Source organism: Mucilaginibacter rubeus (assembly GCF_003286415.2).
Taxonomy (GTDB): Bacteria; Bacteroidota; Bacteroidia; order Sphingobacteriales; family Sphingobacteriaceae; genus Mucilaginibacter; species Mucilaginibacter rubeus_A.
The window spans coordinates 877,098-901,782 of record NZ_CP043450.1 but is presented as its reverse complement, the minus strand read 5'-3'; the positions used below and the strand labels follow the sequence as shown (position 1 = coordinate 901,782).

The 24,685-nt window shown below is 42.2% G+C and carries 24 protein-coding genes; 6 read left to right on the top strand and 18 right to left on the bottom strand.

The genetic code is table 11. The features are described 5' to 3' along the window. Positions 1–102 precede the first annotated feature (102 nt). Positions 103–639, top strand: coding sequence for a hypothetical protein (locus tag DEO27_RS03605; protein WP_112569829.1), 537 nt, complete (start codon positions 103–105; stop codon positions 637–639). Positions 640–1,028: 389 nt separating this feature from the next. Here the strand turns inward: DEO27_RS03605 and DEO27_RS03600 are convergent, their stop codons facing one another. The 9 genes from DEO27_RS03600 to DEO27_RS03560 form a co-directional block, all read right to left on the bottom strand. Further along, positions 1,029–1,661 (bottom strand): SMI1/KNR4 family protein, encoded by a 633-nt coding sequence (locus DEO27_RS03600; RefSeq protein WP_112569827.1) that lies wholly within the window; start codon positions 1,659–1,661, stop codon positions 1,029–1,031. 389 nt (positions 1,662–2,050) lie between these two features. Continuing rightward, complete coding sequence (locus tag DEO27_RS03595; RefSeq protein ID WP_112569823.1) at positions 2,051–2,641, bottom strand: suppressor of fused domain protein; 591 nt, start codon at positions 2,639–2,641, stop codon at positions 2,051–2,053. Continuing rightward, complete coding sequence (locus DEO27_RS03590; protein ID WP_112569821.1) at positions 2,613–6,443, bottom strand: DUF6443 domain-containing protein; 3,831 nt, start codon at positions 6,441–6,443, stop codon at positions 2,613–2,615. The genes DEO27_RS03595 and DEO27_RS03590 overlap by 29 nt, the downstream gene beginning before the upstream one ends. Positions 6,444–6,472: 29 nt before the next feature. Continuing rightward, positions 6,473–7,225: a DUF4200 domain-containing protein gene (locus tag DEO27_RS03585; RefSeq protein ID WP_112569819.1), complete on the bottom strand. Its 753-nt coding sequence runs from the start codon at positions 7,223–7,225 to the stop codon at positions 6,473–6,475. Positions 7,226–7,306: 81 nt separating this feature from the next. Further along, positions 7,307–8,332, bottom strand: a complete 1,026-nt coding sequence (locus tag DEO27_RS03580) for a hypothetical protein (protein ID WP_112569817.1) — start codon at positions 8,330–8,332, stop codon at positions 7,307–7,309. Between the two features lie 4 nt (positions 8,333–8,336). Further along, positions 8,337–9,041: a hypothetical protein gene (locus DEO27_RS03575; protein ID WP_112569815.1), complete on the bottom strand. Its 705-nt coding sequence runs from the start codon at positions 9,039–9,041 to the stop codon at positions 8,337–8,339. Between the two features lie 20 nt (positions 9,042–9,061). After that, a complete protein-coding gene (locus DEO27_RS03570) occupies positions 9,062–12,547 on the bottom strand; it encodes a hypothetical protein (protein ID WP_112569813.1) in 3,486 nt (1,161 codons plus the stop codon). A gap of 64 nt (positions 12,548–12,611) precedes the next feature. Continuing rightward, a complete protein-coding gene (locus tag DEO27_RS03565; protein ID WP_146750009.1) occupies positions 12,612–12,794 on the bottom strand; it encodes a hypothetical protein in 183 nt (60 codons plus the stop codon). Positions 12,795–13,003: 209 nt separating this feature from the next. After that, a complete protein-coding gene (locus DEO27_RS03560) occupies positions 13,004–13,402 on the bottom strand; it encodes a hypothetical protein (RefSeq protein ID WP_112569811.1) in 399 nt (132 codons plus the stop codon). Positions 13,403–13,484: 82 nt separating this feature from the next. Between DEO27_RS03560 and DEO27_RS03555 the strand changes: the two genes are divergently transcribed. After that, the gene (locus DEO27_RS03555; RefSeq protein WP_112569809.1) at positions 13,485–14,759 is read left to right on the top strand and encodes an IPT/TIG domain-containing protein; all 1,275 of its coding nucleotides are present in this window, start codon (positions 13,485–13,487) and stop codon (positions 14,757–14,759) included. 471 nt (positions 14,760–15,230) lie between these two features. Next, positions 15,231–15,635, top strand: coding sequence for a hypothetical protein (locus DEO27_RS03550; RefSeq protein ID WP_112569807.1), 405 nt, complete (start codon positions 15,231–15,233; stop codon positions 15,633–15,635). Positions 15,636–16,008: 373 nt separating this feature from the next. Here DEO27_RS03550 and DEO27_RS03545 read toward each other — a convergent pair whose 3' ends face one another. The 3 genes from DEO27_RS03545 to DEO27_RS31830 form a co-directional block, all read right to left on the bottom strand. Continuing rightward, a complete protein-coding gene (locus DEO27_RS03545; protein ID WP_112569803.1) occupies positions 16,009–16,218 on the bottom strand; it encodes a hypothetical protein in 210 nt (69 codons plus the stop codon). Positions 16,219–16,341: 123 nt separating this feature from the next. Further along, a complete protein-coding gene (locus DEO27_RS03540) occupies positions 16,342–17,106 on the bottom strand; it encodes an SDR family NAD(P)-dependent oxidoreductase (RefSeq protein WP_262714157.1) in 765 nt (254 codons plus the stop codon). 29 nt (positions 17,107–17,135) lie between these two features. Further along, on the bottom strand, positions 17,136–17,387 hold the full coding sequence (locus tag DEO27_RS31830) for an SDR family NAD(P)-dependent oxidoreductase (RefSeq protein ID WP_262714156.1): 252 nt from the start codon (positions 17,385–17,387) through the stop codon (positions 17,136–17,138). Positions 17,388–17,463: 76 nt separating this feature from the next. Here DEO27_RS31830 and DEO27_RS31285 point away from each other — a divergent pair, with 76 nt between their 5' ends. The 3 genes from DEO27_RS31285 (at position 17,464) to DEO27_RS03530 (ending at position 18,664) form a co-directional block, all read left to right on the top strand. Continuing rightward, complete coding sequence (locus DEO27_RS31285; RefSeq protein WP_190295310.1) at positions 17,464–17,634, top strand: hypothetical protein; 171 nt, start codon at positions 17,464–17,466, stop codon at positions 17,632–17,634. Positions 17,635–17,993: 359 nt separating this feature from the next. Beyond that, positions 17,994–18,230, top strand: a complete 237-nt coding sequence (locus tag DEO27_RS03535) for an NUMOD4 domain-containing protein (RefSeq protein WP_146750008.1) — start codon at positions 17,994–17,996, stop codon at positions 18,228–18,230. Beyond that, a complete protein-coding gene (locus tag DEO27_RS03530) occupies positions 18,227–18,664 on the top strand; it encodes an NUMOD1 domain-containing DNA-binding protein (protein WP_112569798.1) in 438 nt (145 codons plus the stop codon). The genes DEO27_RS03535 and DEO27_RS03530 overlap by 4 nt, the downstream gene beginning before the upstream one ends. A gap of 60 nt (positions 18,665–18,724) precedes the next feature. Here DEO27_RS03530 and DEO27_RS03525 read toward each other — a convergent pair whose 3' ends face one another. The 6 genes from DEO27_RS03525 to DEO27_RS03500 all read right to left on the bottom strand — a co-directional run bounded on the left by DEO27_RS03525 (position 18,725) and on the right by DEO27_RS03500 (position 24,668). After that, positions 18,725–18,910 (bottom strand): hypothetical protein, encoded by a 186-nt coding sequence (locus DEO27_RS03525; protein ID WP_190295309.1) that lies wholly within the window; start codon positions 18,908–18,910, stop codon positions 18,725–18,727. Positions 18,911–18,998: 88 nt separating this feature from the next. Next, entirely contained in the window at positions 18,999–19,328 is a 330-nt protein-coding gene (locus DEO27_RS03520) for a hypothetical protein (RefSeq protein ID WP_112569794.1), read from the bottom strand. Positions 19,329–20,950: 1,622 nt separating this feature from the next. After that, positions 20,951–21,256, bottom strand: coding sequence for a hypothetical protein (locus DEO27_RS03515; RefSeq protein WP_262714171.1), 306 nt, complete (start codon positions 21,254–21,256; stop codon positions 20,951–20,953). 1,103 nt (positions 21,257–22,359) lie between these two features. Further along, positions 22,360–23,082 carry a hypothetical protein gene (locus DEO27_RS03510; protein WP_112569786.1) on the bottom strand — a complete coding sequence of 241 codons (723 nt, stop codon included), beginning with the start codon at positions 23,080–23,082 and terminating at the stop codon, positions 22,360–22,362. Positions 23,083–23,103: 21 nt separating this feature from the next. Beyond that, on the bottom strand, positions 23,104–23,703 hold the full coding sequence (locus DEO27_RS03505; protein ID WP_112569784.1) for an RHS repeat-associated core domain-containing protein: 600 nt from the start codon (positions 23,701–23,703) through the stop codon (positions 23,104–23,106). Positions 23,704–24,065: 362 nt separating this feature from the next. Further along, positions 24,066–24,668: a hypothetical protein gene (locus tag DEO27_RS03500; RefSeq protein ID WP_112569782.1), complete on the bottom strand. Its 603-nt coding sequence runs from the start codon at positions 24,666–24,668 to the stop codon at positions 24,066–24,068. Between the last annotated feature and the right edge of the window lie 17 nt (positions 24,669–24,685).

Genomic DNA, 24,685 nt, shown 5'->3' with positions numbered 1-24,685 from the left:
AATTGCATTTAATATGCAAATTAAATAATAAATACACGTAATCACTCAAAAATTGGGGTTCCATAACATGCTATATACATTTAGGCAAAGAATATAGATAATTTGAAAGTCACAGCCCCGGGGAACGATATTGGAAAGATTTTTGTAAGTGAAGGAATATCTAATATTGATATATCAGTTAAAACAAATATTCCTACGTACAAAATCAGCAGGATCAGAAATGGGGAAACTGTCGCAATCGAAGCTGACAAATTTTACTTGATCTCCTTGGCGGCTGCTATTCCGATAGAAGATTTTCTTAAAAGAGCCTATTGTAATCTTAAATTGATTGATGGAGGTGTTGTTTACCAGTCTAAAAAGCCTTCTTCCTTAACATCATTAGGAGCGATTCTAAAACCTTACGAAGATAATTCATTAAAAGGTATATCACTTAGGACGGGCATTACACTCCAACGATTAAAAGACTTATCAGGAAAAAAATCGGCCAAAGTTTTAGCACACGAATTGTGTTTGATTGAGATGGCAATTGGAAAGAATCCTGGCGATCTTTTTAAGGAGTTATTTAATAATCTCGAGTTAAACTCATTGGAAAAGGAAAATGAGTTGAGGGTTAAAGAAATTCAGAAGAATTATAGATAACGGAACGTAGCACATCATACCTAAATCCTCATTGGCGATAATTTATTGGAAACTCACTGTTTAATTTTCAAAAGAGCCTTAGCGAGTTCTATGTCATTTTCAGATAGATTAGCTTCCGGAAGAAGTACGTGCTGCTATTAATAATGAAGCTCCTCGAATAACTGACTTATTAAACCGGGAACCATCGTCTTTATTAGTGAACAAATTCAAAATAAAGGGTTCGGATAAGGTTGCTGTTTGTAATCCACACTCATACGATACCAATTGTCGCAAGTGTATCGTAAGTATCCTAAAATTAAATTAAAGTTTATGTTTAAAGCATTATAAGAAAATAAAAAAGCGAAGCCTTTGACAGCTTCACTTTCTTTTAATTAGTTCTACGCAGATTATTACTCCGTTATTTTAAGTCGAACGGGGGTGCCATCTGGCAGATTATATATCTGGCGAGCTATATTGGCATTAGAAGAAATATACCCAGGAAAAGTCTGGCTTGACAAGTTATCCACCTCATATTCTCCGCCAATGATAAAGGGTTTTGTTGGACATAATCTCATGTTTAATTCTAATAGTCCTCCCTTTTCCTTCCATTCTCTTGATATATTCTGTCCGGTGTAATATGAAATGTCATCCAAAATAACGTCGACCCATTCGTCAAAGTTATTGGCAACAACTTCCTTCTCACCTGTTTCTATATTAAAAAAAACAATTCCCTCTTTTGAGAAACCGAACTGGTTGGAAAAAATTTCCTGAGCAAAAAAGAAGATGCCTTCGACTATCTCTTTGTACTCATCCGCTATAACTTGATTTATGCGAAAGATATTGTTGTACTCCTTATCTGTTTTGATAGAATAAATTTGCAGCGCGCGGTCGTAAAAATATCCTCCGTTGCAAATCTTGTCTATAAAAGATATATAAGATTGGTCGTTAACTATTTCATTCAACCTTTTTAAAGAAATCGAATTTGACTTGGAGTTTGCGAAAACTACATCTGAATTATTAATTAAATCTTTATAATTACTCATTGTGTTACCCCCATTTTAATTTAGCGCTATTCGGCTTGATTTTAATGATTGATTTGTCAAAACTCAGTTTCTCCAGTAACGATATGTTATCGATTAAACTGTAATCTCCATTGCATCGTTGGCTAACAGTACAAGGCTTGAGCCATTTTTTCGACGCCATCAACACATACTGCCTACAACTCATATAAATTACTCTTTTCAACTGCAAATCTAAATGACCAATTTCGAAAATATTAATTTTAGATATAAACATATGTAGTTGTATATCAATAGTTTAACTTACCGACAAAGCAGTTGAAAAGAATATAAAAAGCGAGGATTTATCCTCGCTTTTTTGGGAAATTGTCGCGTGAACGCTTTTAAAACTAAATCAGAGTTACGAAAGCTTATCATACAACACTTTGTCGCATATTGTCGATATAATTGAAGTTTTTACTGTCGAAGATTTCTTCCAGAGCTTCCAAGCCATAACGAATTTTAAAATCTCGTTCTTCTAAAGTAATAGGAATAAGCCAATAACAATGTATTGTTTTATCTTGTTCTGCTGAGTATAGCACTTCGAGATCCGGCCCATCAAGATAAGGCAGCGAGATCAAACCATATGTACATATTGATGATAATTGCCAAGGCTTCCCAAAATTGACGGTATGTTCTAAATTAAGATTTTGATCAACATTGTGAAAATACACAACACTTGAGAGCAATTCTAGCAAAGAGTCATCCTGTACTTTAGAAAATATATGTAATTCAATTGGCGAACTTTGTGAAAAAGTTGACATTCCACAAGTAGCGTAAGTCCACATTTTCCGCTCCCCATGTGGAGGAAATTCTAATACCGTAAACTGATTCGAAAGTTTATTTATCGGCCCACTGTTCCAGGTTTTTTCAAGATAATTATTACCCCAATTTGCGATGTAATGCTTTTTGAGAATCTCTTTATAAAACTTCACACTATAAACCATATTTTTTCTTTTGTTCATTAGAATATTTAGCGGCTTTGCCTCCCTGCGAATTCGACTCTGACTGGGGCTGTAATTTCATTCTGGTACGATCGTTAGCGCTTTGCTTCCTTTCCTCTGGTGTCATTAAGTAACCTGGTTTTTCTCCTGTACTAGGATCTCCTTCATAGTAGCGTTCCACCAATGGAGGATCATGATCCACTACGTCACCTGATTGAGCATTAAGAGCATTTCGATCAGACTTTTTTGGAGTATTTCCGTAGTGTTGTTTTCTGTTATATCGCTCTGTCGGAGCATCATTACTTCCAGTAACCTCGCCTTTATCCTCCCCATTGCCTGTGACTATATTTACTATAGCATTTTTTATCGTAAACGTCCCATGTGCAGCCACGGCTCCCCCCGCTGCTGTCAATCCTAATGATAATCCACCACTTTCGGGAGCAGCCACAACTCCCGCCGCGCCAGCTGTTCCTCCTGCTTGAAATTCGGCACCTCCTGTAAAAATTGCGGCAACGTGGCCAAGTCTTCGACCAAAGTTATACACTGTCGCACTCGAATGTCGAGACATTGGGGCATTTGCTCCTGTCATATCGGAAGCCAATGCGTTTATTGCGCCTGCTAAAATGTCATTAGTGTTGCGCGCAATACGCCCCCAATCCGGCCACATTCCGTCTGGATCAACAAATATAAGAGAATTATCAAACCCATAAACATACGGGGACCACCTTCTACCTTTCTCAGCGAGGGGGTCAACGCTTGTCCATCTCCCAATCACCGGATCATAAAACCTTGCCCCATAATCATACAGCCCAGTTTCTTCCTGTAACTCCTTATGGTTATAAAGATATTCATTTTTAGGAGAAATGGTTTGCTGTGTCGACTGGATACCATACCCAAATGCATAGAAATCGTTCTCCTGCAGCAGTTTTGCTGTTTGCTGGGTAGCGTCATTCGGGTCAGGTGTCAGGGTTACCCTGGTGTTGCCCAAATGGTCTTTCAGGTCATACTCGTACACATAGTTGCTTCCGCTTTTCCTTGCCCGGCCTTCCTCCGTCTGGATAAAGGCGATGGTGTTGGTGCTGTTATCATACTCAATACCGTTCTCGTATTCTGTGGTTGTGGTGAGGCCTCCTGCTACCAATATTTTCCGCAGCTTATTGCCTGCCGCGCTGTATACATAAGTTACCGTACTGCCGTCGGTTTTAGTGATCAGTTGCGGCAGGTTTAGTAAGTTATATGTAATACTGCTAATGCCTTTGTTCTGGTCTTTCAGCTCATTGCCGTTACCATCATAGGTATATTCATTCGCTACCTTCACCGGGTCCTGGAAACCGAAGGCTCCGGAATAGGTTGAAGCATCATCCACCTGGTTTACCTGGTAATGGTTATACGTATATGTCAGCGTATCAATCTGGGTTTTGGTAGTGCCGATCCTATCATACCTGCCCAGGTTAGTAATATTACCCATATTATCATAGGTCACATTCTCCCCGTACAGGTTATCTTTTGCCGTACTGCTGGTTGATACCGCCGAGCGGAGCCGGTTCAGGTTATCATACCCATAATCATAGGTTTGTTTAACAGGAGTTATCGTTGTTCCGCCGATGATGATTGGTGCCGATTTCCAAACCGCGGTGGCAATATTACCGCCGTATTGTTTGGCTGCCGTGGTTGCTCCGTCATAACTTAACTCCTCACCAAACTTATCATTGCTGTCGTTGTTGGTCAGGCCGCCGTCGCTGTTCAGGTTGGCATTGTTGATACTGCTGAGCCAGCCCCTCGGGTTATAACGGTAGTCAATAGTTTGCAGGTAGTTCGTCCCGCCGTTCTTTGAATGCAGCCCTTTGGCTTTTAGCTGGGCTACCTCGTTATAATCACTCCGGGTCAGGATCACCGAATCCTGTGCAGCATTACTGCCATCCTGTAACTGGTGGACGGTTCTTTGCTTACGGCCCATATGATCGTAGGCATAACTGTTCCGTTCGGTCAGGGTAAGCACTCCGGCAGTTCCGTTGGTGTTCTTCAGGTAATGCTTCCGTTGTACCAGCGTGGGCTGTTTAACAAAGTTATATACCGTGCTGTCGGCATCATAGTTATACATGCTCAGCGATGAACCTCCGCCCACATAGTGCTGCGTGAATGATTTAACCACCTGCCCTTCGTTATCATAGTATGGTACGCTCCACAAATAGTCTCCGGTGGTGTTCAGCACCAATGTTTTCGAGGCGGTGAGCAGCCCTGTGGTTTGTTTGCTGAACGCGGGATTAGCCGTTTGGTCATAGGCCCCGGGAAAGCTTGGGATACCTGCGTAAGTATCATAATAGTTCACACTTAGCGTGGTTGACCATGACTTGGGCCAGGTGTTTGCGGTATAGCCATTACCGCTATTCACCGGTGTTTCCCACTGTTTGCTGGTGGTGTCCGCTGCGGCTTGCAGGGTCGCATGGTAATCTGTTCCTGCTGTACCGCCTGTATGCTGATAAATGCCCGACAACACGGTTCTTCCTATCGCGTCATATTTAGTGATCATCCATTCCTGCGGTGATTTCATCCGCTGCACCGAATCCTGGGTGGCTACCGGTTGATCAAGTTTGTTGTAGATTATGTATTCCCAGCCTTTGCCCGGCACCTTCTTTTGCACCAGCCGGTTCCTGGCATCATAACGGTACTGGTAGCAGCGATTATCCAATGTTGCTTGCGAAATTGCCGCTTGTGCGTCCGGGTTTGCTCCCGGGGGTAATACAAAGCTCAGGTTACCCAGGTCGTCATACACATAATAGGTCGAGAGCTCTTCGGCTGCCGTGCCCTTGATGTTATACGTGCGTTTCAGCACCACGTGCCCTTCCTTGTCTTTATACTCTTCGGTGGTATTAAAACAACCATTTGCCGGTTGCCAGTTTTCATTACGCGTAATGGTAACCGATAGCTGGTTGGGGCTGTAGGTGGCATTGTTGCCAGCCCTGCTTAAGGAACGGCTTTGATTGCTGTTTATGCCAGCTGTATACAGGGCTGCTATCCGGCTGCCGTTGTTGCCTGTTATTGCTGTACTGAAAGTGCTGCTCTGGTCATTCGCTGTGTATACCATCCGTACCGAATGGCTGCTGCTGCCGGCATCGGGTGTTGTGCCCAGTTGCCAGGCAGAACCCGGCGCTCCCTGCTCAATCACCCGGTTCAGGGGCGAGGACTCGAAGCCCGTTTGAGCGAATGGAAAGGAAGTATTGGGTATACCATTGGCTTGCTGGGAAGCCCCGGTATTACCCGGGTTATAAAAAGTGGTTAGCGCCCCGGTCAGGGCATCGCTTTTATAACTGCCATCGGTAGTGGTAGCCGCATACGGCAGGTATTTCATCGCTTCCCGCCCGTACTGGTCATAAGCAAATGCCTGTACAATGTCTTTTTTTAACGGCGAGCCTTTGATCTGTATGGTTTGCAGCGGCCTGCCCAACCCGTCTATATACTGCACCGTCTGCATCAGCTCGCAGGTCATCCGGCCGGCGAGCATGGTATTGCTTGTTAAACCTTTTGTTCGTGGTATCGAGGTCAGGATATAGTTCTGGTTCGCGCTCAGCGATATGGTTTGAGGAACGCAGTCAGCGGCTACAATATAAAACTTCAAACTGTTCCCTGCGGTTGCCGCGAAACTGAAGTTTGGGGTCAGCGTGATGCCCGTGTTGTTATAATAGGAGCCAGGTGCTGGTGCGGTAGTTAACGTTACCGGTGGCGTAAGGTACGTCTGTGCCGAAATACGTATGTTGAGCGTAAGCAACAACAAGAATATAAATGGTACTTTAAAACGGCCATTGTGATAAGCATTTCTTTTCATGCTTTAGTATTTAGATGTGAAAGGTTTCGTTATTTTTTTATCTCCTTTTGAACAGCCGTCAGTTGCTCTTTTAGCAAATCGATCTGTGCCTGGAGCGTCGTAAGTAGTTTGTCTTTTTCCTTATCCTTTTGCTCGTTCTCTATCGCGTACAACGTCAGCTCTTCCACTTTCTTCATCAACAACTTGTTCATCTCGCCTACATTCAACCCGTCTTTTTCTATTTCTTCGGCAGACGGGATTTCGGGCAAATGCCGATGTTGTTGTATGTAAGATTTAACAGCACTTAACGACGGTAATTTATAGGTCGGTTTAAAGACATAATCCGCCCAGCTACCATACAGCTTAACGGTAACGGAAGTGGCGATCATACTGCCGTTAACCCCCAGTTTATAGCCCTTGGTATCTGTTGTGCCGATGCCCACCGTGCTTCCTGTGACTGCAAATACAGTTCCTCCTGAATTAGTTTGGATGGTAAATTCATTATTAGCCGAATTTTGCAATCGTACATTATAATCCTGTGATGTACCTGAACCAAAATGAAAATCGAAATACGGCACGGCCCCCGTGCTTGAAACCGGGCCAAGTTCAATACCGCCGTTAACGTCCGAAACAAGCATGCCGGTACTCCCAGGTCCCCATTTGATATCTCCTCTTACATCGAGAGGGGCGGTTGGCGCATTCGTGCCAACACCGACATTTCCTGATGCCGGAAATGTGTTTTGTGCATATAAACGAGTGTAAAAAGCGAAACTGATAAATATTACTATTGTTAGTGCTTTCATATGTGAGGGTTAAAGGTTTTAAACAACATACCATTAGTATCGCTGATGGTGCAGCGTATTACATTATTGGGTGTTCAATCGTTATTTGAAATGAGTTCTGTAGTGTCTCTGTTTGTTCCTTTTTAAATCATTGATTTCTTTCTGAAGCCAAGCCAATTGTTTATCTTTTTGCTTGTCTTTTTTATCGTTTTCGATGAGGTATAAGGTCAGTTCCTCTACTTTCTTCATCAACAATTTGTTCATTTCGCCTACGTTCAACCCGTTTTTTTCTATTTCTTCGGCAGACGGGATTTCTGGTAAATGCTGATTTTGGTCGATGTAGTCCTTGACTTCAGCCAAAGGGCGGAGTTGATAAGTTGGTTTGAAAACATAGTCTGCCCAGCCATTCAGGTCAATCAATACCGATTTAGAATGTATGGTGCCGTTAACATCCAGTTTGTTCGCTGGGTTAGTTATACCAATGCCTACATTGCCTTGAACAATCGTCATATACGTATTGGCTGATGTTCCCCATGATTGAACATCCTGATTCGGATCTCTTTCCCACCAGGTGCGGGTATTTGTTTGCGGGTTTAAAAATGAGACATCAATAGAAATGCCATCGTGTAGCCGGGCAGTAATCCAATCGCTCCCTGCGGAATTTCTTACCAGCCAGAGGTTGTTCTTAAAATTATTTGCCCCAGAAGCGCCGCCCACTGAACTTACCAATACCGCATTTTTTGCAACACTGCCTAATGGTGTAGGCGAAAATACTGTTAGTTTGGCATCAGGACTGGAATTGCCAATCCCTAAATTCCCCGCAAAATAACCCTGCCCATCAGCCCTTACACTAAAATTGGTTGTACCGTTCGTTATACCGTCAAAATAGTAATTGGCTGCATTGTTATTATTGTCAGTAATAGCACGAAAGATGCCCGCGGGATAATAATAGCCTGTCCCAATTTGGTGGCCCGTAAAAAAAACCTGTCCAGAAGAGGTCTGCGCGACGATCTTTGTATTGTTATTTAGCACGTCATTCGCGTCGACTGTTACCGTCTTGGTTTGCGCATTGACAGTATGTACCATCAATAAACTTCCCGCCAGCAATAAAAGTGATAATATTTTCATAGGATTAATTGGATTTAACTGGTGTTTTGATTTGTTTTTGGAGTTGGCTTACTTCGGTTTTCAGTTCAATAAGATATAGCGTCAGTTCTTCTACTTTCTTCATCAGCAGCTGGTTCATCTCTCCCACATCAAGTCCGTTTTTAATCATATCCTGTTCTGAAGGGATTTCTGGTAAATGCTGATGTTGGTCGATGTACGCTTTGACTTCTGTTAACGGCAACAACTGATACTCTTTTTTAAACACACGATCTTGCCATCCATTCAGGTCGATCAAGACAACCTTGGAATGAATTGTGCCATTTACGTCCAGCTTGTTTTGAGGATTGCCTATACCGATACCTACATTGCCGGTATAACTGATTCTCATTCGCTCGATATTTGCGCCGTCGCCTCCGGCACCGGTAGCCCAGCTTGTTCTAAACAAGATATTAGTGACATCATCGTAATTGGTTGAAAACCGCATTGCATCAATGGATGCCAATTCGTTGGCCCCGGAACCAAAAGCCAATTTTCCCAGGCTACTTCCATCACGAGGATTGACGTCTTTATCGAATAACTGAATTACGGGGGTCGCATTGGTTACTGTTAAAACAGCAGCAGGCCCCGTCGTTCCTACTCCGACATTTCCGGTAGATGGGAACGTATTTTGAGCGTGTAAATGTGAGTAACAAGCCACCAGCAGAATGGCAGATATAAATAGTGTTTTCATGTGATTGGTCTTTAAAACGGTTATTGTCCGATGTAGTGGTAATCGTAATGCTTGATTATATTTTGGTCTTTATCCCTGATATTTTGTAATCGCAGGAAGTTATCATATTCGTAAAATGTCGTCTCTCCTTTTGGGTCAGTGGCACTAGTAATTCCGATGAATGGCGCAAAAGTATATGTAGACATTTGTGCTCCTTTGGGATAAAGTCGTAACTCATCTATATTCCCAGCTCCTGAAACTGTTACCGTTGTTTGGCCAGTTACTTGATGTTCGTAATATGTCCACCCATTAGTTGTACTGCCTTTTATAGGATATCCACTTGTAGTTCCTGCAATCGTTGACGGCGAGGCGTTTCGCGTCCAATATGACACGACGTAAACGTTTGCAGCCGTTAGGCCGCTTTTGGTAATGTTTCCGTTGGAGAGATTGTAAGACCTAACCCCTGTGGAGGCTGTCGTACCGTCGCGTTGCGTAGAAGCAATAGTCCAATTCCCCGTACCGTCAGCCTCAAAACTGGTAAATGCAATGGTGTCAGTGCCAGCATTGATACTCTGTGCTATCGGAAACGCTTTTTGATAATCCCAGATATATCGTTGGGTTGGCCCTCCTTGTTTGGAGACGGTTAACAGATTGCCTTTGGTGTCATACTTTTGATAATTCAACCGTACTTCTGAAGGATTAGCCATGGTTTGTAGTTCGACCGTTTGGGGTTCTATTACATTATTTGTAAGGGCATAATTGGTCTTTGACTTCATTAACTGCGTGCCGTTTTTTGACTCGGTAAACTCAATGGTTGGACTAATCATATTGGCTGTTGTCATCGTCGTATAAATCCCGGTTGGATCTTTACCGGCAGTAACCATATCCTGCGGATAACTAATCTGTTTCTGTAGCGTTTCACTTCTACTGCTTTTTTGGGCTATCCGTGTAGGAAAGACATGATTTAAATTGTCGTAATAGTAGATAACAGTGTCCTGCACCAGTTTTTTTATGCCGTCTGTATCGTAATTAATCGTGAGTATTTGTTTGGGCACACGGCTACCGGAAGAAATGGGATAATCAAAAAAGCAATAATTTGCCAAAGGATTATTGGGGATGGCATACGTATTGATATTTCTCAGCTCAAATCGTTGGCCAATGTATACGCTCAGACCCGCCGTACGAGCGTAATTATAATAGTCGTTGAATTTCTCCTGCACTAATAAGTATTGATTGCTCCCAGCGTTTCTGTAATGCGCCTCATAAGACAGCTGCCCGTTCTTCCACCCCACCGCGATAGGCTTTACTCCGTTTTGATACGCCTGATCTACAGTTAAGAGGCTATCCGGAAACGAGGTGTATGCATATACGCTTTTACCTGCATTGGTGACACTATCACCCTCGAATACAGTAACACCGGAATAGCTCACAGGACTTCCGCTAAGCGAAGACAACGAATAAACAGAACTGCTTGAGTAAGTAATATTTGAGCCCGTACAGACATCATATGTTGAACTGCCAGCCGGATAGTACTGATTATAAAAGGTCCTTGTGGTGGTATTGACAAATTGCAAACGCCCGCCCATGAGATCACCTATACCGTTGTTCCCTGGCCCATACTGATACGTCTCCGACGATGCCAGACTGCCTGAATTGGTATAGTGCTTTATGGCGTTGATGCGCAGGCCGCCTCCTGCCATGATCGTTGGTACACTGCTAGGTGGTCCGGCATAGGTAATACTAATATTGGCGGTGGGAATCACATCGGTACTCATGGACATATTACCTCCGCGGGCCAGTGAATATAGCTTGTATTGGGTATTGGCCTCCAATGGGAAAGAAAAAGTCGTGTTTATATCAGTACTGTAGTTCGCGTATTGATTGTATAAAACAGCACCGTTTGAGACCTTTACAATCTGCACATACGGCGTTTCCGGCAACGATCCGGGAAATCCACTGGTGTGCTTTAGCAACACGGTCACAGTAGCAGTTACGGCAGTCGCATCAGTAGTAAAGAGGGTTGCCTGGGTTTCGTGATAGTAGCCGGCGGAAGCGGCGGAATAGGTGTTTTGAGTAGGTGTTTGATAAAGGTACGTGAATTTATGCGGTTCGTAGGTAAAAGTAGTATACCCCTTAGTTGGGTAAGTGATCTTTTCTAACATCCCGGCCTTCATATAGTTAGGATCGGGTGTCCTGTCAGCTCCTTCAGTACCGCCGACGGTATAGACCGTATTGCCCGTACCATATTGTTGTAATGCTGGTAAAAGGGTTTTATTGCCATATTTTCCATTATAATATCCCCAATAATCCTGCGCGAAGAAGTTTACGGGAGGAGGGCTAACAGGATCATAATCAAATTTATGCACGTTGATCCGGACATTAGTCGCATCGTTTTCTGCAAGACTGTCCAGCCGTAACCGGTATTTACTGCCAGTATTGAACTGGTTTCCTGTTGGCAGATCTAGGTTGCTATAAAAATATCCGGTGTGTATCTTAAAGCTTTTGAGCCGACTATATTGTTTCAGTTTGTAGTTGTAATTTGAAACAATCACCGAATCGAGGGACAAATGCATGCCGTCTAACCGACCACTTTTGGTTACGAAATCAACTTTGCCGTTTTTGAATAAAATTGTTTTGATATACAGTGGAGCTATGGGGCTGCTAATGTTCATTGACTTATTCATCGGCCATAATTGCACTGCACCGCACCCATTTTCGTTATACAACGTGCCATAATTCTGGCTGAAGCTATACGAGTATTGATTATAGCCCTGAGGGTCATTCTGATAAATGAATTTCACTGTGTCAGACTTGTCGGCGGATATCATTTGACTCAGGTACCAGCTTGAGACCCCGGTAAGGGTTTCACTGATGCTGCTTGCTGTTTTTTCTGTGTCGTTGAAAATATACGTATTACCATTTTCATCGAGCACCTTGAAAGAGCCAAGCATCGGATTAGCATTTGTTGTGAACTGGATCTTTATCGGTTTATAGGGTGTAATTACCGGCTGTTTGTCGGCTCCAAACACAAATGCGCCAGATTTGTCAAGGAAATTGTAGAAGAAATTATCCGGCTGAGTATCATATCCTGCGGTGTGGTTTGTTGCTTCCTTAACGTAATTTTCATCATTGGTGTTGTAAATCTGTGCAGTGGTTTTCAATGTTGTCGAGAGAAAGCCGCCATAATCATCTGGCATGTTGACAATGCTCCGGGTAATAACTCCTCCTGCATTTAACGACCATCCGGTGCCCACCCAGGTTGCCATTTCATCAACTTTTACCCCAGAGGCATGGTACGATAAGGAAAGAGGGACTTTAAATCGCGGAGTACTAATTTCATATAGCGGAATCGAGATAGATGGTATTCCGGTACTCTTATCAACGGGAATTTGTCCGTATTTACCCAAAGCGGCTGCTTCCGGGGGTGGAGGAGTTATCCTGGGGGCATTGATTTCAGCTAATGACTGGGCGTTCGCTTTAAAGAAAAAAGAACACATCAGCACCAAGAGGTACAGTTTTTTGTGCATGAGATTATATTAATAAATTACGATAGTGATTTAGTGTCAAACGAGTGGATGAATGATATGCTTGTTATAGCGTAACGGCGCAGCGAAAACCAACGTTGTTTTTTGCAAAGCCAGTATAAAGAGGTCGCTTCAAAAGCATTGTGACGCGGTCGATTTCAGAGATCATATTTGGTTTGCGCAACAGGTCATTTGAATTCTGATTGAGCAAACGAAGCAGAAATATGCCAGGAAGCCTTGTTTTGATCATTGTGATAAGCAGTTTAGATTTATTTGCGGATAGTTTTTACAAATAGTATTAAGTCGCTACCGAAGATAGTTATAAAAATTCAAGAAAATAAACAGGTGTTTTAACTGTAAATGACTCCGTATAAACACTGATTACCCTCAAATATTATTCAATTATTACTACATCAATGGAATTACAATATACTCTGCTTGCATATTTTAAACAGGGTATTAAAAGCTCCGCACCGAACACACAGTCGCATAACCGGAGATAAGAAACTGGTCAGGAGTATCAGTAATGGCATCAGTCCCCAGACACCATGCATACCCGGCAGTTGTTGCAGTCGAACTCCAAAAATGCCCTGATGCGAGGCCAAGAGGATTGTCATAGAGATTTTTCTTTAATTGGGACAGCTCATCAGTTGACGGTAAATACCAATCTGTGTAGCCGTTTTTATTAAGGTTGTAACTTGCCAGTGCAGCATATACAATTGTTTGTGTGGTGCCATACTTGGAAACAATGGTGTTAGTATTAGCATTGCCGGTACCGAGGGCCTTACTGGTGGTTAATAAGGCGTTGATATTACTATCTCCGATCCATTTCGGCCCGCCGCCAAAGTTATAGACCAATGCATAAACACAAAGCGCTCCGAATCACCTGCAAAATCCAGAACCGAAAAATTTCCGTAATTTTGCATAAATCTGAACCTTTATGCGATTTCATAAAACCTGCTCCCTGTTACTTTGCTCCTTCATTTTGCTGTGCCTTAACTCATGCCGGAATAAAGTTGAATTTACGCCAAACGTTGCGATTATCAGCCTAAGCAAAAATTATGGCCGTGCAAATGAGCGGATCACTATAACCGGAACCGGGTTTGACGAAAACCCGGCCGGTAATAAGGTTACCTTTAACGGCAAAACCGTAACCGTTACGGCGGCAACATTCTATGAACTTACGGTACTGGTGCCCAAGGGTGCGGAAACCGGTGAAATCCGGGTAACCGTCAAAAACAACAGTGCGACCGGGCCGATCTTCAATTATATCTATGAAATGACCGTCAGCACCCTGGCGGGGAATGACTACTATGCAGAAAACGTTGATGGAATAGGCGATAAAGCTTCATTTCGTGATTTATATGGCATAGCTGTAGATAGCCGTGGAAATATTTATATTACCGACCGGATTAATCACGTGGTAAGGAAAGTAAGTGCTACCGGCAATACAACAACCTTCGCAGGTAACGGATCGGCAGGCTACAAAGACGGCAATAACAGGGAAGCATCATTTTATACCCCGACCGAGCTTGTTGTGGACCGATCTGATAATATCTATGTTTCAGACAAATACAATGAAGTAATCCGTAAAATCACACCTGAGGGCGTAGTGACAACACTGGCAGGCAAGCCTGGGAATTTGCAGCATGATGGTAAAGGATCCGGCGCAGGCTTCTGGACTATCGGTGCGATGACGATAGATGAACTGGATAACGTATACGTTACAGATGGGGGCCAAATCAGAAAAATAAGCCCCGATGGCGTAGTAAGCACACCCGTCACTTCATTCGGAATCATTCCTACTTTCGGGCTTACGCGCGATAAAGATGGATTTTTTTATGTGAGCTTTGCGAACGGTGTAAGTAAGATAATTGACTCGAAGGTTGGTTATCTTAACTTTATGGGTGACAGTGAACTGGGATACCGCGACGGACTTGCAATGCAGGCAAGATTCAGGTATATAGCTCAAACTTTGTATGACAGACATGGGAACCTGATCATCTTAGATAGTGACAACGGAATGATTCGCGAACTGACCATAACAGGGGATGTAATCACACTCTTGGGAAAACAAGGCACTACCTATCCCTTCCATGACGGCCCCGCAGATCAAGCGACCTTTAATGCGCCTTTCCGGATGGCCATGGATACCAAAGGCAGTCTTTATGTGCTGGATGAAACGCATCGCGTTAGAAAAATTATATTTGAATAAACCGGACATGTCCAGGGTACTGGCACTCTTAGTTTATTTTTTATTAAATATCTAACCTGCAAAGCGTTATATATTACTATCAATAAGTAAATTAGTCCAACACATTTTATAAACCTATATTCCTTATGGCTAACGAAGAATTAAGGGACGACTTAGCACTCCGTGAACTTGATCTAAAAGTTCGAGAACTGAAACTAAAGGTAGAAGAACCTGGAAAAACCGCCGTATAAGAAACTATCCTGCTGGACTTCTATAGTTACGGTTATAATCGCCGTATTTGGTTTCGGCTTACAAAGTTATCTATCAGACATTAATAATGCCAAGGCCGATCTGGACACCAAAATAGCGGAAGCTAAAAAGGATACCTTAGACAGGCAAATTCGGTTATACAACGATAGCCTTGGCAGGATCACCCACAGGGTAGATTCGGCGTCAAAGGCCTTAAAGCAAGTTTCCCAGGCATATATAGAAATGAAAAGCGCCATAGCCTTTTCAATGAATAGCCTTAGTGAACCGTCCCAAAATAAAATTCAAAGCGCCGACAAAAAAGTATCCGGTCTTTTATTAAAAAACAATTTTGGAACTATTTTAAAAGCTGCAGTTGTCAAAATTTATTATTTGCCGGCGCTGAAAGAAAAAGCAGAAAGCATTAATAAGATACTAACGGAGAACGGTGTGCAATCTAATTTGGATACCGCACCCTATGACATATCCCACTCACAAAACCAGGTTGTATATTATAACGACCCGCAACTGGATTACAGTAAAGCGGTGCTATCACTTTTGAATAAAAACGGGTGGAACAACTTTGAATTAAGAAAGAGCAGCAAAGCTAATGTTTCAACGCAGTTTTTTAAAATCTACCTGACGAGTTAATTCAGCGGCGTTTGCTTCAGGTCGGTATTTTCACCTCATTGTGTTATCAAATTTTAAATAAAAAAGAAGCTGTTTCATAAATAAATTTGAGCATCCTGGTGTGGTGGTACTTATAAATTGAAATTTTGCTGAAAGTATCAATGCAAGAGTGGGTTGACACTTTTTGAGCCAAAAAAAGTTCAATACACTCATTATCAAATTCTTAAGTAAAAAATTAGTACAAAATTCTGTTAACCCTGTACCACCTTTTTTAGTAGTATCAACCGCTCCCCAGGCGATATAATTCAATATGCAAAAGCAGGCAGCAATCATTCATACAAACCCTGTCTATCGGTATTATGAAATATCTCCAAGAGTGATTAGTGAAGCCAGATTATTTCAATTCACCTTCAGTGTCCGAATATTGTTTATAAACAATCATTGTTGTATACAAAGTCCCTATAGGCGTTTGCAAGAGCTTGTAATGGATATCTTTTAAGTTATCATAATCCACGGTATCCAAAAATGAATTGGTTTTAGTTTCCAGTTCTGCAGCGTTATCCGATTCGATTATTTTGACAAGGCGTTGTATCCGGGTAGGCATAATTTTAGTTTTGATTTAGCTAAGGTAAAAAATGCAAAACATAAATGGTCATCTGCTAAAAAACGGTCAACAGACTTTAGCGTAACCAATGCATTTCAAAACTACAAAGTCTCTCAGCCGCAATCATCGCCTGCTACCGATAATAGCAGTTCCCAAAGCCAGGCCGGCCAACAACGCCGCAGCGATATATTTGCGATGAGCTTTTGGCTTTCCCGCTAAGCCGAACCGGCCATGGGTACTCATGCCGTAATCAACGGTTGTAAAAACATTGCCATCGGTCATAGTGATCGGCCCTGCTGATCCAAAATAACGACGCATGACAGTTCCGGCTGCCTTAACCGTGAGTCCAGGAAACAAGGTGTGTGATAATTTAAACAACCGGGATATACTTCCTACATAGTTATTCGATGCGGGAGAAGCAGTCACCTTTACCATGGCCTGCGCAAGCCTCGCCGGGTCATAAACCGGAGGCCCCGGCTTCAACACCTTACCGGTATAGTTACCGGCATGGGAGATGCCCGGCGTATCCAGGAATGCCGGAAACAGATCGCACACATAAATCTCAGGCCAGGCTGAAAGTTCTGCCTTTAGCGCCTCCGACCAGCCGCGCAGCCCGAATTTAGCTGCTGTATACCCGGCGCCATAAGGCACCGGCAGGTAGCCGCCGATTGATATAATGTTGATGAGCGTACCCCACTCCTGCTCCTTGATAATGGGAAGCACAGCGTGTGCCCCGTTCATATAACCCAATAAATTGGTTTTGATCACCTGCTCATGCACCGCCATAGGTGTTTTATCAAAGTCCCCGGCTGCAAGCACCCCGGCGTTATTGACCCAGACATCTATCCTGTCCTGCCAGTCGACAGCTTCATTCACCAGCCTGATCATCGCCCTGGCATCGCTGGTGTCGGCTGCAACTACAAGGCCTGCGCACCCAGCAATTCACATTCGGTCTTAACTTCGTTCAATGCCGCCTCATTGCGTGCCGCGAGCACCAGGTTCAAGTCTTCTGCCGCAAATGCCAGCGCAGCCGCCCTCCCCGCTCCGCTAGACGCACCGGTTATGACTATAGCTTTTTCCTTTAGGTTGATTTTAGCGCTCATGATCATGTAAGGTGATAACCCGGATTGATCGGGATAAGTTTTAAATGAATAAACTATTCTATCCACGAGCGTTTGGGAGCATTAGGCAGTACCTTCCCACGCTGTACATGTTGCTAAACTTGGCGGAAAACGCAAGGCAGAAATGAAAGCCAAAGATGAACTGAACAGCAAAAGCAAGATGAACTGGAAAAGGATGATCTGCCCAGGATTGTACAAATCATTGCCTAAAGGTATGCCGGTAATTCTCTTACGGGAGAAGAATATCGATTTGTTGCGTTCATTGAAATCCGGCACAACGACCCAAAAAAGATAAAAGCCCCGTAGAACTCGCTTCACGGGACTTTTTCTAAACTTTATCACAAATCAATATTACATTGATTTTTTGCGAATCTACAAATTACCGTTTATTGTTAGCTAGGCTTTAATTCAAAAAAAGCCGTCCCCTTTGAGCTTGTGATAAACAAGTAGCGAAGTAACAAGAATATTCCTGATCACGACCTGTAACGAAATTATAGTAAAGGAAAGTTTTCGCTTTAAAAAAAAACGGATAGACTAACTTTGAATTAAATGGAGTAGCAAAAACCAATGTTCAACGCAGCTTTTAAGGCTACTAACGAGCTATACTTGAATATCCAAAGGCTGAATACATTTTTAAAACCGCGGGGAATTTATATGACCGTTTTAAATATTAACGATATTTACCTGAATAGATCATTAGCTGATCTGCCCGGCGAAATCTGGAAAGACGTACCGGGTTTTGAAGGCTCCTACCAGGCATCCAGCCTCGGGAGGGTAAAATCACTGGACAGGACGGTACCGCACCCACAGCTGTATAAGCAGTTCGTAAAAGGCCGCATCCTAAAGCAATCCGTTCATAAAATAATAACCAGGTTTCAGATGTACCCATGATTGATCTTAGGGTAACCCTTACCATCGAAAACAGGGCTTATTATTTTAATACCCGGAGGTTGATTTATAAAACTTTTATTGATCCACGTCTGGATTACAACAAAGACGGCCTGTATGTAATCAATACAGACAATAACGGCTACAACAACCGCCCGGAAAATTTAAAATTGGTGACAAAAAGTGAAAAGCAAAAACGGGCCGTTCAACGGGACCGCGTATTGCCCTATCTTAAAACGGCCGACAGGTCCGGTTGGAAAAAGAACTATTCAACCAGCAAACCTGTTGCCCAGTATGACCTGGAAGGAAACCTGATCAAAAATTATCCGAGCGTTAAAGAAGCGTCCAGGCAAGTGAAGCTGGGAGACAAAGCCATTATCCAGGTAGCAAAGGGATTATATAAACAATGGAACGGTTTTGTTTGGAGATATATTTAAAATTATCTCCAAACGGATCATTAGACATAAGAGAATTATTGCCTCCATAGTGATAAACCATCATGCTTTCCGCACTTTCCGCTTTGGGTCAACGGCTATCCACCGGCCTAAAGCCGCGTCATAATTTCGGTTAAGCGTTTGATAGTAATCCGGTGCATTGCTATAATCATTTTGCCATTCACTGCCACAATTGTACAGGTTTTTATTCGGACTTGTGGGCAATACCATGGTACTGGTCATTGCCATTCCCATACGGTAATTACTATTTTCCTGTCGTACTACGGGGAAGCATTCTGTGAAGTTGCCTATCGACTCTCTCTTCTCAGACCTTCGCTCAAACTCGCAGCGGCTCCCAGATTTGCCAAAGGCTAATAACGGATTTTTCATTTACGACAAAATCCCGGATGTCTGTTTCATCCGGGATTGGTACAGTTTTACTTGCATAAGAATCACGAGTCGTAATACTTAAAGCGGCAGGAATATATTCCCACTCTTTCCAGGTATCTTGTTTTTTACCAGAAGGCTTCTGGCCGTAACCATGTACATAGGTGCTAGCACTCTTTCTGGCCCGGACATCTTCCGCTTGGATGAACGATACCGCATTGGTACTACCATTGAACTGGATGTACGGCAGCCCTTCAGCAGCGGCTTGCCGAGCCGCCAAAGACTAATAACAAATTACTCATTTACGACCAAATGCCGGATGAAATCAACATCCGGCATTTTTTATACTCCGCAAGGTAATTTTGGAGTGCTTCTTTTATCGCAGGGTACGCAAAGCCCGGCTGGTGTGACCGGGCTAAACCTATTCCTCAGCATAATGTAATAAGATCCCAGTCTAGGCTAACGAGAATGTTTGTCATTGAATTTTGAGGGTTCAATTATAAGTCCCCCGCATCGTGGTATGACCATTGGTTTCTCGAGCACCCGAATCTGGGTAAATACATAAATAAACCATCTACCCCACTTATATATCCTTCCGAATTTTCAATTTCATTAGATACTTCTGCCGCGTTACTCAAATCCGCAGCCGAATCTTCTACCAAGGTAATCCTTTCTTATCCTCTCTTGGTTACAACAGAATGAAAACGTAGGTAAACGCTGGGTCTGGCGCCGACGTGATTGATATATATAGATGCTTTTTATACGCCATAATAAGACGCTTCATCGTGCATTATTACGACTGTTAGTAATCAAATAAATTGTTAAATAACTTTGTCGTCGCATCATATTTATTCCCCTGGTTTAATTAAAAAAAAAGATGAATAACCTTCCAATAAAGATCATAAAAGCAATTAAAAGAATTACTATTAAAGTCTTGACAAGCGTGTTATATTTCCCCCAATTATAATACTGGAAACCTAAGGTGTCTGTAAGATAGGACTTCCAAGTGTTTCGAATTAAGAAGTAAATAACCGTTATATAAGCGAGTATTATTCCAAGGAAGAAAATGTCCGTTAATAAAGTTTTTTCATTTATAATATTATATAGTAAATACAAAATGCTTATGGGCAAAATAATGATTAATATCATAATTAACTGGAACGATCTACTGACATTTGTCTTATGGTCAGCGGTCGGCTCGTAATGAATTACTTTATACAAGAATTTTATCATATTTTAATTAATAACCTAAAGCTTTGCCCCGCTACCGCAAGGCTGTGCCCTGTGGTAAATATGCAGAGTAATGAAAATGCAACTCTCGGCTGTTAGTTCACCCGGGGGGGGCCAATGTGTATACCTATGATTATGGCTGCAACTCCTTACAGGTCGAAGCTCCGCTTACGCTAACCTTTGACCTAAAATAACCCAAGCATCCTACTTGCGAGGTATGATCTTTAGTTATAAAAATCAGCCAGAATTGAACCGTTTTCAATTTAAGTCTAAATCTGCCAACCTTTTTAAATCGTAAAAGAAATTGTTTGTTATAATTAAAGTCAGACCAAACCGCTTTTAACCTGAGTACCGATTTCGCCCAACAGGGCAATAATGCTTTAGTCCTGAATTAATCCAATAAGAGGGAACAATCCCCCTTTCCTCTTGGATTAATAATAAAAAACGGCAATGCCCTTCGATATTCAATACCCATATTTCAGCGGGTGATGCACCAGCAGATGACTCACACGTTAAAAATATAAAACCCAAGATACATTGATACAGTCTGGATTTACGTGTTATATACCCTACTACCACAAAGTAAAACCTTGCGGTAGCAGAGATAAACGTTTATTATTATTATGTAAATAAGCTGAAGCTTGATTTATTTTGGTCGAAGTTTGGCTATTGTCAAACTTCGACTTTGAGGTTTACTTTGTTATTGGAACCTGAATCATGATATAAGCAGAAATAAAGAAATTTACAATTACGAAAAGTACGAACAACGTAACGCAATTTAAAAGCCGCCCTCATTCTGGCATTGAAATTAGGATCAGAGAATGGGCTAGCTACAGCCGCCTGCGGGTTACTCATGAAAGAGTAATACAGCGACTGCGCATAATTCCCCTCCGGGTCATTCATCATGATCGGGTTATTATTGGCATACTGATAAACGCTCATTGATTCCGTAGCTTCTGCCATAGGGTCAACAGCAATAAACCGTCCTAAAGCCGCGTCATAATTGCGGTTCAGTGTTTGGTAATAATCAGGTGAGTTACTGTAGTCATTCTGCCATTCGCTGCCCCCGTTATATAGATTTTATTAGGTACGCTTGGTATTATCGTTGGTACATTCATGCTCATTCCGTAGTAACTGTTGTCCTACGTCACTATGGCCTCCCTGCTGTCGTACTTTCTTTAAAGCTGATCTTGGCATTGCCCTGCGGTCTTCAATGATGTATTCGAGGTCTAAAGAGCTGGTGCATTTCGCACCCAACTTTCCGGGATCTGGCGTTCATCTAGTAACGGGATGCGCGCACCAGCAGATGGTTCATGGGTTAAAAATATAATACCCCCGGATATATTAATGCAACCGGATTTGCACACTAATTTCCTCCCTGCATGCTACAAGGTTATAACTTGTGGCATGCAGGGGAAAGTATATTGGTAAAAGTCCACTTTCCAATCCCGAGACCGTGCGAAACCTATTAAACTCAAGTGATGCTATAGATCGATAAACATCTAAACTAGCTCGTTGTCTGAACTTTGATTTATAAAACTATTTTGTTGGCATAATGCTAAAGCTAAATATAAAGAATAAAATCGCAAATAGAAAAACCCCAAAAGTGACTAAACTATACTTGAAGTTTTTTTGATAATTTAAATTGTCAAAAACTTTAAAATAGTCTACGTATCGATCATTTCTATATAAGAAGATGTGAAGTAAAAGACCCGCGGGAATGGTAAGTAAGAGAAGGAATACGATAAGATAAAAAGTATTCTCAAAAATATACCTAATCAAAGGTTTATCCATTAATAATTGAACAAAGTTAAAGACTCCATATTCAACCAGCACTATTGGAATAAATAAAAAGCCACCGGCTCGCGTTATGCTAATACCATATAACTTGTTCTCAAAGCTATTGTCAATTGAAGTTCCGATATTTGAAACCCCATGTCTACGGTAGAATTTATCTATCGATTTGATCTTATAAATAATTCTAAAAGGGTTGATATAGTTAAATAGCATATGTAATTTGAAATCAAATTTGTATAGCATATAAAATATCATATTGAAAAACCAACTAATTTTTTTCATATTTATTTAAGTCCATAATGACGTTTTACGATCGATCCGCCTAATTCACCTCCAGCCCAGCCGCCACCGAAACCGCCTACAAAACCTCCAATTATACCTCCTATCGCAGCTCCAGGAGCAGCACCAACACCAAAGAAGAAAGCCCCTATTCCTGCTCCTAAACCAGCGCCCCCTGTAGCACCTATTTCAGCGCCTACCCAGCCCCCGATAATTCCTCCACCTACACTTCCCATAGCAACTCTTGTGTGATTACCATAAGCCCACCCATCTTCATAATATCCATACCCGATTTGTGCAGCGCCTAACGCGTAGCCAAAGCGCGATGTATATCGCGAAATTTCAGCTCCGGTTTTTGCGATGGAATAAGTCGTAGTATATTGATTTCCCCGAAAAACGAAACCATTTGGTCTCTCGAAATATACAGATGTATTACTTCCCACTCTGGTTAATCCCCCTTTACTTGCCATCGCTCCCATAAAGGCATCAACGGCCCCATTTCCATCAGCCAACCCATTAAGATATCGATTACCTCCAGCGTCAAAAGATTTAGTATGCGTCGTTAACAATAACACAAAATCTCCAGTTGTACGATTAAATGCTCCTGTCTGAACATCCCAACTAATTTTGCCGGTAGTAAAATCTATTGAAGTTTTATGGCTTAGTAAAAGATCAGTAAGTTCTTCATTACTAATTGAATTATTATTAGCTCCCGCCTTATAGATCAAAGTACAACCACCACCGCAACCTTAACCTGGTCCAGAACCGCCACCACCATTGCCATTAACATCATTTGTAAGCCAGTTACCGCCACCATCTAGGTTCCACACGTTATCGGTTCCGCGCAATTTAAAAGCCGCTCTCATTTTTGCATAGAAATTAGGATCAGAGAAAGGACTCGGTTCAGCCGCCTGCGGGTTGCTCATGAAAGAGTAGTACAATGACTGCGCATAATTCCCCTCCGGGTCATTCATCATGATCGGGTTATTATTGGCATACTGATAAACGCTCATTGATTCCGTAGCTTCTGCCATCGGATCAACAGCAATAAACCTGCCTAAAGCGGCATCATAATTCCGGTTCAGTGTTTGGTAATAGTCCGGAGCATTACTGTAGTCATTCTGCCATTCGCTGCCCCCGTTATACAGGTTTTTATTAGGTAATGCAGGCAAGGCCATGGTGCTGGTCATATTCATTCCCATTCCGTAATAGCTGTTCTCCTGTCTAACCACTGGTACGCCGGCTGTCGTACTTTCCTCAAAGCTGATCCTGGCATTTCCCTGTTGATCGGTGATGATGTATTCGGGTTTTAAAGAACTGCCCGTGTTCCGTACCCGGCCTTCCGGCATCGGGGCATCTCTCAGTGGGACATGTCCACATTAGCAGATGCCCCATACGTTAAAAATATAAAATCCCAGATATATCAATAAATACATCCGGAATTTGCATGTTAAATACTTTGCATACGCACCACAAGGCAGAGCCTTGCGGCAGCAGAGGGGAACAATTCCCCCTTTCCTCTTGGCTTAATAATAAAAAAACGGCAATGCCCTTCGATACTCAATACCCATGTTTCAGCGGGTCATGCACCAGCAGATGACTCATGCGTTAAAAATATAAAACCCCGGATATATTAACACATCCGGGATTTGTATATTAAATATCATACATACAAGCCACAGAGCAAAGCTCTACGGCGGCAGTGGACTGATTATTTACATTCGCCCTTCCTCATTACCCCATCGTTTGGGAATTTCTTGAGATAGGTACTGTATCCTCCTAAAACTATGTCAGGCTGGCTGGTTGTTACTGAAGTAACGCAAGCTTCATAACCTTGTATGTCCAATCTAATCTGTATTCTATATCCCGTGGCTTCGAAATCATAATCTGCTGCATCATAGGCCCCTCCATCTTTTTCTGAATTATCAGAAAAAGATTCTTCAGAGCTCGTTAATTTAGCAACACCTTCAAATACTTTATCATCATACTTGTGTTGTTTGTCGTGAAGTACTAGTTTAAACTCAAGTTTTTCGGGAATCTCAAGTTTTTTATCTTTACTCATTTCTTTAACGCTTAAAGTTTGGCAAAGCGTGTCGTTTGAAAACGAATAATTAATCCCGTTTAAAGGATCACTACTCTTCTTTATTTTGGAAGTATCGACATCAGATTTCTCTGTTATGGGGGCTTGAGCTGGAGTTATTGCCTTTGCATTCGAATCCGCTTTAGCTTTTGATGTGCCATTTTTAACATCATTGTTGCAAGAGAATAAGGTAAACAGTGCGATTAGGATAAATAGCTGGTTTCTTTTTTTCATTTTTTAATAGGTTATTT

Coding starts and splice junctions, on each gene's coding strand:
- DEO27_RS03600 (WP_112569827.1), bottom strand. CDS start 1,661: ATGAGTAATTATAAAGATTTAATTAATAATTCAGATGTAGTTTTCGCA.
- DEO27_RS03595 (WP_112569823.1), bottom strand. CDS start 2,641: ATGAACAAAAGAAAAAATATGGTTTATAGTGTGAAGTTTTATAAAGAG.
- DEO27_RS03590 (WP_112569821.1), bottom strand. CDS start 6,443: ATGAAAAGAAATGCTTATCACAATGGCCGTTTTAAAGTACCATTTATA.
- DEO27_RS03585 (WP_112569819.1), bottom strand. CDS start 7,225: ATGAAAGCACTAACAATAGTAATATTTATCAGTTTCGCTTTTTACACT.
- DEO27_RS03580 (WP_112569817.1), bottom strand. CDS start 8,332: ATGAAAATATTATCACTTTTATTGCTGGCGGGAAGTTTATTGATGGTA.
- DEO27_RS03575 (WP_112569815.1), bottom strand. CDS start 9,041: ATGAAAACACTATTTATATCTGCCATTCTGCTGGTGGCTTGTTACTCA.
- DEO27_RS03570 (WP_112569813.1), bottom strand. CDS start 12,547: ATGCACAAAAAACTGTACCTCTTGGTGCTGATGTGTTCTTTTTTCTTT.
- DEO27_RS03565 (WP_146750009.1), bottom strand. CDS start 12,794: ATGATCAAAACAAGGCTTCCTGGCATATTTCTGCTTCGTTTGCTCAAT.
- DEO27_RS03555 (WP_112569809.1), top strand. CDS start 13,485: ATGCGATTTCATAAAACCTGCTCCCTGTTACTTTGCTCCTTCATTTTG.
- DEO27_RS03550 (WP_112569807.1), top strand. CDS start 15,231: ATGAAAAGCGCCATAGCCTTTTCAATGAATAGCCTTAGTGAACCGTCC.
- DEO27_RS03545 (WP_112569803.1), bottom strand. CDS start 16,218: ATGCCTACCCGGATACAACGCCTTGTCAAAATAATCGAATCGGATAAC.
- DEO27_RS03540 (WP_262714157.1), bottom strand. CDS start 17,106: ATGATCAGGCTGGTGAATGAAGCTGTCGACTGGCAGGACAGGATAGAT.
- DEO27_RS31285 (WP_190295310.1), top strand. CDS start 17,464: ATGAAAGCCAAAGATGAACTGAACAGCAAAAGCAAGATGAACTGGAAA.
- DEO27_RS03535 (WP_146750008.1), top strand. CDS start 17,994: ATGACCGTTTTAAATATTAACGATATTTACCTGAATAGATCATTAGCT.
- DEO27_RS03530 (WP_112569798.1), top strand. CDS start 18,227: ATGATTGATCTTAGGGTAACCCTTACCATCGAAAACAGGGCTTATTAT.
- DEO27_RS03525 (WP_190295309.1), bottom strand. CDS start 18,910: ATGGCAATGACCAGTACCATGGTATTGCCCACAAGTCCGAATAAAAAC.
- DEO27_RS03505 (WP_112569784.1), bottom strand. CDS start 23,703: ATGCCGGAAGGCCGGGTACGGAACACGGGCAGTTCTTTAAAACCCGAA.
- DEO27_RS03500 (WP_112569782.1), bottom strand. CDS start 24,668: ATGAAAAAAAGAAACCAGCTATTTATCCTAATCGCACTGTTTACCTTA.